General features: G+C 37.5%; 14 protein-coding genes. 13 read left to right on the forward strand and 1 reads right to left on the reverse strand.

The genetic code is table 11. The features are described 5' to 3' along the window. Position 1 precedes the first annotated feature (1 nt). Entirely contained in the window at positions 2–742 is a 741-nt protein-coding gene (locus VCM44_RS05990; RefSeq protein WP_115363636.1) for a hypothetical protein, read from the reverse strand. On the opposite strand from VCM44_RS05990, the gene VCM44_RS05995 reads away from it, so the two are divergent. The 13 genes from VCM44_RS05995 to VCM44_RS06055 all read left to right on the forward strand — a co-directional run bounded on the left by VCM44_RS05995 (position 671) and on the right by VCM44_RS06055 (position 12792). Continuing rightward, the gene (locus VCM44_RS05995) at positions 671–1294 is read left to right on the forward strand and encodes a potassium channel family protein (RefSeq protein ID WP_334678515.1); all 624 of its coding nucleotides are present in this window, start codon (positions 671–673) and stop codon (positions 1292–1294) included. The genes VCM44_RS05990 and VCM44_RS05995 overlap by 72 nt on opposite strands. Next, positions 1291–1644 (forward strand): SirB2 family protein, encoded by a 354-nt coding sequence (locus VCM44_RS06000; RefSeq protein WP_115363632.1) that lies wholly within the window; start codon positions 1291–1293, stop codon positions 1642–1644. Before VCM44_RS05995 ends, VCM44_RS06000 begins: the two co-directional genes overlap by 4 nt. Positions 1645–1660: 16 nt before the next feature. Continuing rightward, positions 1661–2971 (forward strand): MATE family efflux transporter, encoded by a 1311-nt coding sequence (locus VCM44_RS06005; protein ID WP_334678293.1) that lies wholly within the window; start codon positions 1661–1663, stop codon positions 2969–2971. Further along, on the forward strand, positions 2968–3630 hold the full coding sequence (locus tag VCM44_RS06010; protein WP_115363628.1) for a class I SAM-dependent methyltransferase: 663 nt from the start codon (positions 2968–2970) through the stop codon (positions 3628–3630). Before VCM44_RS06005 ends, VCM44_RS06010 begins: the two co-directional genes overlap by 4 nt. 12 nt (positions 3631–3642) lie before the next feature. Then, positions 3643–4125: a YchJ family protein gene (locus tag VCM44_RS06015; protein WP_115363626.1), complete on the forward strand. Its 483-nt coding sequence runs from the start codon at positions 3643–3645 to the stop codon at positions 4123–4125. Between the two features lie 172 nt (positions 4126–4297). Beyond that, entirely contained in the window at positions 4298–5641 is a 1344-nt protein-coding gene (locus VCM44_RS06020; RefSeq protein WP_334678294.1) for a Na(+)-translocating NADH-quinone reductase subunit A, read from the forward strand. Further along, positions 5641–6846: an NADH:ubiquinone reductase (Na(+)-transporting) subunit B gene (locus VCM44_RS06025; protein ID WP_442905007.1), complete on the forward strand. Its 1206-nt coding sequence runs from the start codon at positions 5641–5643 to the stop codon at positions 6844–6846. The genes VCM44_RS06020 and VCM44_RS06025 overlap by 1 nt, the downstream gene beginning before the upstream one ends. Positions 6847–6856: 10 nt before the next feature. Beyond that, a complete protein-coding gene (locus tag VCM44_RS06030) occupies positions 6857–7630 on the forward strand; it encodes a Na(+)-translocating NADH-quinone reductase subunit C (RefSeq protein WP_199506665.1) in 774 nt (257 codons plus the stop codon). Beyond that, positions 7630–8247 carry an NADH:ubiquinone reductase (Na(+)-transporting) subunit D gene (locus VCM44_RS06035; RefSeq protein WP_115363618.1) on the forward strand — a complete coding sequence of 206 codons (618 nt, stop codon included), beginning with the start codon at positions 7630–7632 and terminating at the stop codon, positions 8245–8247. The genes VCM44_RS06030 and VCM44_RS06035 overlap by 1 nt, the downstream gene beginning before the upstream one ends. Positions 8248–8260: 13 nt before the next feature. Next, positions 8261–8872, forward strand: a complete 612-nt coding sequence (nqrE, locus tag VCM44_RS06040; RefSeq protein ID WP_115363617.1) for an NADH:ubiquinone reductase (Na(+)-transporting) subunit E — start codon at positions 8261–8263, stop codon at positions 8870–8872. A gap of 25 nt (positions 8873–8897) precedes the next feature. Further along, positions 8898–10124: an NADH:ubiquinone reductase (Na(+)-transporting) subunit F gene (gene nqrF, locus VCM44_RS06045; protein ID WP_334678296.1), complete on the forward strand. Its 1227-nt coding sequence runs from the start codon at positions 8898–8900 to the stop codon at positions 10122–10124. 472 nt (positions 10125–10596) lie between these two features. Beyond that, positions 10597–11877 (forward strand): sensor histidine kinase, encoded by a 1281-nt coding sequence (locus tag VCM44_RS06050; RefSeq protein ID WP_334678297.1) that lies wholly within the window; start codon positions 10597–10599, stop codon positions 11875–11877. 54 nt (positions 11878–11931) lie between these two features. Beyond that, a complete protein-coding gene (locus VCM44_RS06055) occupies positions 11932–12792 on the forward strand; it encodes a hypothetical protein (RefSeq protein ID WP_334678298.1) in 861 nt (286 codons plus the stop codon). Positions 12793–12804 lie beyond the last annotated feature (12 nt).

The raw sequence follows: 12804 nt of genomic DNA on the forward strand, positions 1-12804 counted from the left end.
CTTAAATCGTATCCAGATTATTGAGATACTTAATTGTGATATTTGTGCCTTTATTATCCTTAATAATGTAGGGAATTGTTTGGTGTTGGGATAACCAGATATTTAACATCTCTGGAGTTTCTTTCAATTCTTTTGGATCATTAGATTCAATTTTTTCAAATAGCTTATACTGAACGGCCGTAACGGTACTGCCATCAATTTTGATATTTTCTGAAGTCTGGGCAACTCTTTCAACAACAATATTATTATTGATAATCGGTCCAGAGTAGGTCCATTGATTATTTGTCGAAAAGAAAGAGTAAAAATTCTTTCCTACGGAATCAAACTTCTTTGACCATAAGAAAAGCATTGAGCAACAACTTAGGGGAGTTGTGACAAAGAACTTTGGCGAGGTTGCAATTGATTCAGTCTTAACGATATCACCACATTCAAATTGATACTTAAGTTCACTATTGGAGTGATCAAAGAGAAAGATTTCTTTTGAAACTTGTTCACCAAGTGACTTCACAATATTAACTTTTATTGGAGTGTATTCCTTGTCAACTGTATAGGCGACGTGGACCTTTAAAAGTTCCCCAGTCATTACACGCGCTAGCATTTCACCTTCAAAATAGATCTGATGGAATTTTGGCCTGCGATAGACTTCAAATGTTTCTTCAGCATAAAGGTTATCTTTACGGTAGTAGTTGTATGCACCGCGATATATCTTTTCACCCTTATTACTATTCCCAAAGTAGCTCATATTCAATATTATATGTTAAATCCTAAATTTATAATAGAGGTCAATTTGCGCTCAAGCATCAACATATTCTTTGAACGATTTATCTACTTGTTCAAGACTGTTCCTTTCTGGGTTATTACTTTCCTAGGTAATAGTGGTGTTTTAATTTTTGCCTATACTTTCTTTCATTTCGAAAACGGTCATAATCCTAACGTGACAACTATTAGTGACTCAATTTGGTGGGCATTTACTACTATCACAACTGTTGGATATGGAGATGTTACACCTGTGACATTTTCGGGAAGGGTGGTTGCAGTTTTTCTAATGATTCTTGGTACAGGATTATTTGCTACATATACTGCCATCTTCGCCAATGTTATGCTTGGAAGAGAATTTCTAACTATTGGCCACCGCGTAAAGGTGTTAAAGAAAAATGTTGAGGGAATGCAAACAAGCTTACACCGTGAAGATTTAATGATAGAAAGAGAATTAGCTAGAATCAATAAGACTTTAAACTGTATTAACGACAGACTGACAAGTTTAGAAGAAGAGAATAATGGAGAAGAAGAATGAGTTATGAATTTTACAAAGTACTTCACGTTTTTATGTTAGTACTAATGGTTGCAGCTTTTGCACCGCAATTTGTTGGCCCTCAAGGTAATAACTCGAAGTTGCTAAAAATAACTTCAGGTATTGCAAGTTTCCTACTATTTGTAGGTGGTATGGGGCTTTTAGCTCGTATTGGTGTAAGCCACGGTGAAGGTTGGCCAATGTGGGTAAAAGTAAAAGTTGGTTTATGGGTAGCTGTTTCAGCACTTGGACCAATTTTAGCTAAGAGAATGAAGAATAATAGACTTGCTGGTCTAGGTCTTATCTTAGCACTTATCTTTGTTGCAATTTTTTCTGCTGTAACAAAGTACTAATCAAGTAATTCAATCTATGAATCGAGATTGGTTATCTTATAAGGGCCTATGGGCCCTTTCTTTGCCTTCTATTCTAGCATCAATGCTAGAGCCCTTAAGTTCAATTGTTGATACGGCCTTAGTTGGAAATTATGATACACAGATGCTTGCGGCAATGGCCGTAGGAGTATCAATCATTTCATCATTAACTTGGATGTTTAACTTCTTAGTTCATGCACCAATTCAAGCAATTTCACAAAAGCTTGGCCAAAAAGACTTTCCTCGAGTGGTCTCTCTTATTAAAGTTACTTTCTTAATTGCTCTGGCCCTAGGACTTATTTTAAGTATTTTTCTTGCACCATTTAGAGATTATATTTACCAATTTCTTTCAGTAGACCCTAAACTTTATAAACAATGTGATGAGTACTTCTTAACTCGAATATATGGCCATACATTTATCCTACTTTTTATGTCGGCACTATCCATATTAAGAGGCATGGCCGAGGTCAGAACAGTTCTCTATATTATTGGCTTCACAACACTTACTAATATTATTCTATCCTACTTAGGTCTTTATATCTTTGATGGTGGACTGGCATCAGTTGCAGCAGCTACTATTATTGCAAATGCACTTGGTCTTCTTATTGCCCTTTTCCTCGTTTTTAATCAGAAGTCTTTAAAAGGCCTTTTTATTAAAAGCAAGATTGCTCTAGAAGACGCATTTCATATGGGCAAGAATTCATTGAATGTATTTATGCGCTCAGCTTTCTTAACCACAAGTTTCTTTCTTGCTACAAAAGTTGCAAGTTCAATCTCAATTAAGGCGCTTGCTGCCCATCAAGTGATATTGAATTTATGGCTTTTTGCATCTTTTTTTACCGATGGAATTGCTACATCGGGAAATATTATTGGTGGTAGTTTGTATGGAAATAAGGGACATGAGAATCTTAAAGAAATCTTTAGAAAACTCTTAGTAATGGGTGCTGTTGTTGGAGTTATTTTTTGCATCCTTTTCTTAACAGCTAACCGCTTTCTCATTGGACTATTTACTTATGATCAGTCGATTTATGAGATGATTAAAGGGGTCATTGTTTTCTTGGCCATCGTCCAAATCCCTGCTTCCATTGCGTATGTCTATGACGGACTGGTGTTTGGAATTAATCGCTTTGATTTCTTAGGCAAGCATATGGTCATTGCTTTCTTTACTTGTTTTCTGCCTCTTATTTATTTAAGTTTTACTTATCAGTCGTTTCTATTGCTATGGTCAGCTATTTTTTCTGTAGGAATTTATCGATTGATATCAAATGCCTATTTAATTAATAAAACACTAAAGGTGAGTGAGTTGTGAAAGAGTTGGGAGCTAAAGGCTTTTCCAAAGATTATTGGGACGTAAATTACGAAGATGCCGATGATATGGATGGTATTGGAAATGCCAAAGAGCACGTTGGTTATATTAAGTATCTATTTGGTATGGAGTATATTGATATCAGTTCAATAATTGATCTCGGCTTTGGCCTGGGACACTTATTTGAGGCACTTCTCGATGAGTTTAAACCATATAAGGCCCATGGAATTGAACCCAGCGAACATGCTTACAATATTGTTAAGAAGCGTGACATCAATAAAATTCCATCAACAAAGTTTAAACTAGAAAAAACAGATTTAGTTTCATGGTGTGAACGCAATAAAGACAAAAAGAAGTCCTTTGATTTGGCCGTTTGTACTTCTGTTTTTCAATACCTCACAGATGAAGAGTTAGAGTATTGTTTGCCAATTTTAGCAAATCGAGCAAAGTATCTTTATTTGACTGTACCTACCGATAAAGAACTTGATCGCCAAATAGAAGATCTTGAGTTCAAAGATGAATATGCCATAAGACGAAGTCGTACAAAGTATCAAAAGATGCTCAAGCCGCACTTCACATTTATTTCTAGTCGACTACTAGAAAGCAAGGTATATTTTGATGAAACAAACACTAATTTTACCGACTTATTATATCGATTTTAAATGGAGTTTATTATGAGTTGTCCATGTGGACTTGGAGAGAGTTTAGAAAAATGTTGTTTACCAATTATTAAAGGTGAAACAAAAGCAAAGACGGCCGCACTTCTAATGCGCGCACGTTATTCTTCTTACACAACTGGGGATATCGACTTTATTGTTGATTCAACGCACCCAGATCATCGTGAAGATATGGATGTAAACGAAATTAAGGCTTGGTCATCACAATCTGAGTGGAAAGGACTTGAAATAGTCGACACTGCAGAGGGAACAGAAAGAGATGATTGGGGAATGGTTGAGTTTAAAGCAACTTTTGGCCTAGGTGGACAAGACCATGTGCATTATGAGCGTTCTGAGTTCGTAAAAATTGACGGAGATTGGTTCTTCGTAGACGGAGAGCCCATTGTAGCGCAGGTTAAAAGAGATGGAGCTAAAGTTGGACGAAATGATCCATGTCCATGTGGCTCAGGAAAGAAATACAAGAAGTGTTGCGGTAAATAAATCGTAACTAAATAGCCTTCGTTTTGACGCATGATGGTCTCGTAATAAAGGCCAATCTTAATGGTTAAACTAGTTAAAATTAGGGTTACAACTTTATGTATTTCTGTTAAAAAATTAATAATTTCAAATTTTATTTTATTGTTAACAAACCAAAATAACGGGATTTGTCGCTATGATTCACATTAAGAGAGGATTGGATCTTCCTATCAGTGGGAAGCCATCACAAAAGATTGAGGCAGGACCTCAAGTGACTAAAGTTGCCCTTACTGGACCAGATTATGTTGGAATGAAACCAACAATGATTGTTCAAGTTGGCGACGAAGTAAAGAAAGGACAAGCGTTATTTTCTTGTAAGAAAGTTGAAGGTGTACTTTACACAGCACCAATCAGCGGTAAGGTTATTGAAATTAACCGTGGGGCAAGAAGAGCGTTTGAAACTTTAGTAATTGAAGTTTCAGGTAATGAGCAAGTTACTTTTGAAAACTACAAAGGAACAGGAGTTAAGGATTTAACTAGAGAAGACGTTCAGTCTCTTTTAGTTGAGTCGGGACTGTGGCCAACATTTAAAACAAGGCCATTTTCAAAAGCTCCAGATCTTGGATCAGAGCCAAGTTCTATTTTCATTACAGCTATGGATACAAATCCACTTGCTGCTGATCCTGCAGTTGTTATCGCACAAGCAGGTGAAGACTTCACAAACGGTATTGAAATTATCTCAAAACTTACTGATGGAAAGACTTATGTTTGTAAGGCAGCTGGAAGTAATATTCCAAAACCTTCTACGACAAAAGTTGAAACAAAGGAATTTGCTGGTGTTCACCCTGCAGGTAATGCTGGTACTCACATTCACTTTGTAGATCCTGTAAGTAATAAAAAGACGGTATGGTCAATTAATTATCAAGATGTAATTGCTATCGGTAAGCTTTTTACAACAGGTGAGCTTTCAACAGAGAGAATTATCTCTATTGCAGGGCCAGCTTCTGTAAACCCAACTCTTGTAAAGACAATCCCAGGAGCTCACTTAGGTGAAGTAACTTCAGGTAAAGTTGGTCAAGGTGAGGTAAGAGTTGTTTCAGGTTCAGTTTTCAGTGGACGTGCAATGGCCGGTTCATTTGCTTATCTTGGTCGTTTTCATAACCAAATTACTCTTCTAGCTGAAGGGCGTGAAAGAGAGTTCTTAGGATGGCACAAGCCAGGTCTTAATAAATTCTCTGTTAAGCGTACATTCCTTCACTGGTTAAAGCCTGGGCAAATTTTCAATTTCACAACTGCTACTCATGGTTCTGATAGAGCGATGGTTCCGGTTGGATCATTTGAAAAAGTAATGCCTCTAGATATGCTTCCAACTCAACTTCTAAGAGCACTTGTAACGAAAGACAATGACTACGCTATCGAGCTTGGTTGTCTTGAACTAGACGAAGAAGATCTAGCTCTTTGTACTTTCGTAAGCCCTGGTAAAGTTGATTTCGGACCAGCTCTAAGAGAAAGTTTAACTATTATTGAGAAAGAAGGATAATTACAATGTTGCGCAAACTTCTAGATTCTCAACATGATAACTTCGCTAAAGGCGGGAAGTTCGAAAAATTTTATGCTGTATATGAAATGATCGATACATTCCTTTATACTCCAGGTGGAGTTGCTAAAGGTTCAGTTCATGTTAGAGATGCACTTGATTTAAAAAGATTAATGATCACAGTTGCTATCGCTCTTATGCCTGCGGTATTTATGGCAATGTACAACACAGGTTTTCAAGCAAACTCTGCTCTTGCAGCTGCTGGAATGACTCCTGAAGGTTGGCGTGCTGATATCATCATGGCACTTGGTGCAGGTTTCTCACCAGAGAGCTTACTAGCTAACTTCTTACACGGATTCTTATACTTCTTCCCAATCTTTCTAGTAACTCAAATTGCTGGTGGTTTCTGGGAAGCATTATTTGCAATCGTTAGAGGACATGAAATTAATGAAGGTTTCCTTGTTACAGGTCTTCTTTTCCCTCTAACACTTCCTCCAACAATTCCATTATGGCAGGTTGCTGTAGGTATCTCTTTCGGTGTTCTAATCGGTAAAGAGGTATTTGGTGGTACAGGGAAAAACTTCCTAAACCCAGCTCTTACTGCTCGTGCTTTCCTTTTCTTTGCTTACCCTGCACAAATTTCAGGGGATGCGGTTTGGACTGCAGTTGACGGATTTACTGGAGCAACAGCTCTTTCACAAGCTGCTCTTGGTGGAGTTGAAGCAATCACTGTTTCAATGAAAGATGCTTTCTTAGGATTCATTCCAGGTTCAATGGGTGAGACATCAGCTCTTGCTTGTTTAATCGGTGCTGCAATTCTAATCATTGCAGGAATTGGTTCTTGGAGAATCATGCTTTCAATGACACTTGCTGCTGTTGCAACATCAGGTCTTTTAAATATTATCGGATCTGATACAAATATGATGTTCTCTGTAACTCCACTTTGGCACTTAGTGATTGGTGGTTTTGCATTTGGTACAGTATTTATGGCAACAGATCCAGTATCAGCTTCTATGACGACAAAAGGACATTGGTTCTATGGTGCTTTAATCGGTTTCATGGTTATCCTTGTTCGTGTTATTAACCCAGCTTTCCCAGAAGGTACTATGCTTGCAATCCTTTTCGGAAACTGTTTTGCACCATTAATTGATTACTTTATTATTCAAGGTAACATCAAGAAACGTGCAAATGGATACAAGACGGTATAAGGGGGCAGTGATGAGTAATGATAGTACTGCAAAAACTCTGATCGTAGCAACAATCCTATGTGTTGTATGTTCAGTTGTCGTATCTTGGTCAGCGGTTTCATTAAGACCACTTCAAGAAGAAAACAAAGCTTTAGATATTAAGAAGAACCTTCTAATGACTGCTGGGATTGTTGAATCAACAGCTCAAAAGAAAGAGATTGAGGAAGCTTATAAGCAAATCGAAGCTAAACTTGTTGATCTTAAAACTGGTGAGTACGTAACAGATATTAAGCCATCTGAATACGATGCAAACAAAGCGGCTAAAGATCCAAAAAGAAATTACAAGATTCCTTCAGACGAAGATCTTGGAAATATTAAGGTTCGTGCAAAATACGGAAAAGTATACTTTGTAAAAGACGGTGAAGAAACGAAGTCAGTAGTTTTCCCAATTCACGGTAAAGGTCTTTGGTCAACAATGTACGGTTTCCTAGTTCTTGAAACAGACCTAAATACTGTAAAAGGTATTGGATTCTACGCTCACGGTGAAACTCCAGGTCTTGGTGGTGAAATTGATAATCCTCAGTGGAGAGCAGTTTGGCCAGGTAAGAAGATCTTTGGTGAAAATGGAAATCCTCAAATTCAAGTTATCAAAGGTGAAGCACGCGATGCTAGCAAATTTGATATCGACGGTCTTTCAGGTGCAACTCTTACAGCTAATGGTGTAACAGGAACTGTTCGCTACTGGATGGGGGACGACGCATACGGACCATTTATTGATAAATATACTCAAGGTGGGGGTGAATAATGAAATTAAAAGAAACAGTTCTTAACCCATTATTTGAAAATAACCCAATTGCTCTTCAGATTCTTGGTATTTGTTCGGCCCTAGCCGTAACAACTAAAATGGAATCAGTTGCAGTTATGTGTTTGGCCGTTACATTAGTTTGTGCATTTGCAAACTTATTTGTATCGCTAATTAGAAATCACGTTCCAAGTGCAATTCGTATCATCGTTATGATGACGATCATTGCTTCACTTGTAATTGTTACTGACCAGCTTTTAAAAGCTTATGTTTATGATGTTGCAAAGTCGATGTCAGTTTACATTGGTCTAATTATTACTAACTGTATCGTTATGGGACGTGCAGAAGCATATGCAATGAAGAACCCACCAATCATGTCATTCTTTGATGGTATTGGTAACGGTATTGGTTATTCAATTGTATTAGTATTTGTTGGATTCTTTAGAGAGCTTCTTGGTTCAGGAAAGCTATTTGGAGTTTCTATTTTAGCAACAACTGGAGAAGGTGGTTGGTACCAAACTAATGGTATGGCACTTCTTGCACCATCTGCGTTCTTCTTAATTGGTTTTTTCATCTGGGGTCTACGTACTTGGAAGAAAGATCAAATAGAAGAAATGTAAGGGTAGGTGAAATATGTTAGAACATTATCTTAGTCTATTTATAAAAGCAGTATTTATTGAAAACTTAGCTCTAGCTTTCTTCCTAGGTATGTGTACATTCCTAGCGGTATCAAAGAAAGTTAAGACTTCACTAGGTCTTGGTGTTGCGGTTGTTGTTGTTCAAACAATTACAATTCCAGTCAATAACTTACTTTATAATTACTTATTAAAAGACAATGCACTTGCTTGGGCAGGTATGCCAGGAACTGATTTATCATTCCTAGGACTTATCTGTTACATCGGTGTTATTGCGGCAATGGTACAAATCTTGGAGATGTTCCTTGATAAGTACATGCCTGCTCTTTATAACGCTCTTGGGATCTTCCTTCCACTTATTACTGTAAACTGTGCCATCCTTGGTGGTTCATTATTTATGGTGGAAAGAGATTACACATTTGGAGAGTCTGTTGTTTTCGGTCTAGGTTCAGGATTTGGTTGGGCCTTAGCGATTGCAGCTCTTGCAGGTATTAGAGAGAAAATGAAGTACAGTGATGTTCCAGACGGACTTAAAGGTCTAGGGATTACTTTTATCACTGTAGGTCTTATGGCCCTTGGTTTCTTAAGTTTCTCTGGGATCCAACTTTAACGGTAAGTAATAAAAAGGAAATATTATGAATGCAATTATTCTTGGTGTTTTAATGTTTACCGTTGTGGTTCTGGCCCTTGTCTTAGTTATTCTTTTTGCTAAGTCAAAGCTAGTATCAAGCGGAGATGTTAAACTAACGATCAACGGTGAGAAAGTTGTTCAAATCCCTGCTGGAGGGAAGCTACTTAATGCTCTTGCTGATCAAAAATTATTTGTTTCTTCTGCCTGTGGTGGTGGGGGAACTTGTGGCCAGTGTACAGTTCACGTTCACTCAGGTGGCGGTGAAATCCTAGAAACTGAAATGTCACATATCTCAAAGAAAGAAGCTCGTGAAGGTCTAAGACTTGCATGTCAGGTTAGTATTAAAACTGATATGGAAGTTGAAGTTGAAGAGTCTGTCTTTGGTGTTAAGAAGTGGGAATGTACGGTTAAGTCTAACCACAACGTTGCTACTTTCATTAAAGAATTTGTTCTTGAATTACCTGAAGGTGAATCAGTTCCATTTAGAGCTGGTGGTTATATTCAAATTGAAAGACCTCCGGGACTTTCTATTGATTATAAAGACTTCGATATTGAAGAAGAGTACCGTGGGGATTGGGATCAATTCAACCTATGGCAATACAACTCAACAGTAAACGAAGAGACAATCAGAGCCTACTCGATGGCAAACTACCCTGAAGAGAAGGGAATCATTATGCTTAACGTGCGTATTGCTTCTCCTCCTCCAAGAGCTCCTAAAGGAACTCCTCCAGGGAAGATGTCTTCATATATCTTTAGCTGTAAGCCAGGTGATAAAGTTACTATCTCTGGTCCATTTGGTGAGTTCTTTGCTCGTGATACAGATAAAGAAATGGTTTTCGTTGGTGGTGGAGCTGGTATGGCGCCAATGCGTTCACATATCTTTGACCAACTTAAGAGAATCAAAACTGATCGTAAGATGACTTTCTGGTACGGTGCACGTTCTAAGAGAGAAATGTTCTATGTTGAAGACTTTGACGGCCTACAAGCTGAAAATGATAACTTCAAGTGGCACGTTGCTCTATCAGACGCTCTACCTGAAGATAATTGGGATGGTTACACAGGCTTTATTCACCAAGTATTACATGATGAATACCTGAGCAAGCACCCAGCTCCTGAAGATTGTGAGTACTACTTATGTGGTCCTCCAATTATGAACAAGTGTGTTATCGATATGCTTCTTGACCTTGGGGTTGAGCGCGAAGATATCATGCTTGACGATTTTGGGGGTTAACTGCGGCATCTTCGCAAAGCGAAGATATGACGCAGTTAGGGCGCCCATCGCCTGAAATGAAATTAAACTTCAACAAGCCAGCTTTTAAGCTGGCTTTGTTGTCTCAAGCGCAAAGGGACCAGCTCCTTCTGTGTCTTAAACCGAAAGCCGCGCCTGCGGCTAGCCTGAATACTAGATCGTATTCAGTAAATTACATCCATCTCTGCTTCAAAACTGCCCTTTGGGGCACTTTTACCGCAGGATGTTCTGAGGTTTATCCCGGTCTGTTGTTTCTGGGCCAATGGGAAAGTTAGTGCAATAGTAGGTACAGTCTTATAGCTCAGGATGTTCTGAGATTTATCGTGGACGGTAAAATCTTAAGTTAAGTTATCCTTTCTTAAATTGTTCATTTTTTTTAATATGCTATTTTTTAGAAATGGATAGCATGAGCACGTTATACATAGTTTTATTATCCTTCTTACTACTATGTGTTGTGAGTGCTTACGTCATTGCATCTCTGGATCGAGAAACGGATTATTCACAGCTAAAAATGGCCTTAAATATTAATTTCTTCCTTTATGCAATAAGGTTCATTTTCGCTGAAAGTAGAGAAATGGATATCATCCTCTTTAGTCTAAAGGTTGTTCCTCTTTATTATCTTAGTAATTTCTTTTTAGATAATCGCTTAAAGTACTATCGTAAGAGAATATCTGTCTTCTTTGTCTTAGGCCTTGTTGCCGGAGGCATTCTTTTTTCTCTTAATACCAAAATAATGTATTATACACTTCCTATTGCCTTAGGAAGCTTCACTCCTGGTATATATGCTCTTTATTTCTATGGAAAGAGACTTACAAATTTAGAAAATATTTTCTATTTTGGAATCTTTAGTGTTGCTGCTATTGTCACTATTTCATTTTGTTTAAGTTATGAAATTCCTGGCTCTGCTATTTGGGGGTGGAGTGCAGGAGTATTAACTTTTATCTCCATTATGATGGGAGTGTTAGTTAAAACATTATCTAAGAAAGTCGAAGGGGATCACAAACTTCAAGAAGAACTAAAGCTTATTAATGCTATTTATAAGTCAGTTATTCACGATACTTCAAATGATTTAAACTTCCTCTCCTTAAGCCTTGCTAGAGCATTGCGAGATGAGAGTTTGAGTTATGTAAAACGAGCCTACGATCGACTTAGAGAGCTTATTAAGTTTAAAGAAGAAATGAGAAAGCAGTTTGATGGACAAGATAATTATTATGAACTCAATCCTGTCGATGTATTTAAGTGCGCTATCTCACGTTACGAAGAAGGTTTTCATGAGAAGAATGTGCAATTCATTACCACTGCACCAATAAAGAAAGAAGAAATATCCCTACCCATAAGCAAGGAGAGTCTTGTTAATTCTGTTTTGGGCAATTTATTATCTAATGCTCTTAAGTTTACTGACTCTGGTCTTAAGGTTTATTTTTCTATGGTGATAGACCATCATTTCATCTACTTCAGTATTATCGACTCCGGACAGGGGATACCTGAGGATATCGTAAAGTCAGTTCAAAGTTTTTCAAAAGTTCGCTCTAGTGCAGGGACAAATAAGGAGACGGGCAGTGGGATGGGGCTGAGTATAATATGCTACATCGTTAATCGAATTGGTGGTGAAGTTCAATTTTATAGATTGGAGCGCGGAACTAAAGTTGTGGTTAAGATTCCTTATACAAAAAGTCTTTCAAATCGACCAATTGATGACTTGGAGCAGGGTGATTTTATAAGTGCTCGCTATTAAGTCCCTGATATCTTCTTACAGTAATAGTAATTTTAAGTTTTTCAAGGTGTAATTATGGATATGAAAGCACTACTTACTCTACTTATTACAACTTATGTGTTGGCCGCAAGTCCAGCTACGATTTCTCAATTTTCAAATTCTCTAGAAAAGAGCCATGGATTAAAACTTGGTCGGCTAGATGATGTTGCTCAAAAGGTGCGTATTCGTAAACCTAACTTCTTTGAAAAGTGGATGATGAATAAATCAGGGGCCGAAGCAACTTATAATGATAAGACCAATACAATTGTTCTAAGAGAGAAAAATTGGCGCGGTAATCGAATTGTGGGGCTTTCAGACTTTCCAATGGGACAAAAGTATCAATTTACAATCTTAGCATCAACTGTCTTTCATGAAATGATGCATGCGGATTTTGATGTTTTAATTAAAAACTCAAATAGTCGTTCAGCAATTGCTCTTAAGAATGTTGAGAATTGGTTTCGTAAAAATATTAGAGGGGTAAACGCCCACGTTGCAGCCCACGAGTTCTTTGGTTATACGGCATCTGATATCATCACTGGTTTAAATATGGATATTCAGGATATTCTTATGAATCATGGTATCAATTATCAACAAGAAAGATGCTTTGGTAAAAAGGGCCTAAAGAGAATTAAAGATAGGCTATTTCCAAGTGGAGATATTCGTTTTATTGATACAAAAAATGTTTCTCAATATTCATTAAAGCTTACTCCTCGTTCCGTTTTTATTAAAGGAAAGGGAATCGATCTTAAAGGCACGAGTTTTCCAGACTCATATCGAGCAGGGATTTATGAGCATTTCATTGCTGAATATGGTGCTCCTAAATCATCAAAAGATCTATTAGACTTCTTAGAGAGAGAGTATGGTGATTTATTACGCCGCTGTTATCAAGATATTTAATTTGTTAAATGT

Origin of the sequence: Halobacteriovorax sp. DPLXC-1, from assembly GCF_036903125.1 — a bacterium.
Lineage (GTDB): Bacteria > Bdellovibrionota > Bacteriovoracia > Bacteriovoracales > Bacteriovoracaceae > Halobacteriovorax_A > Halobacteriovorax_A vibrionivorans.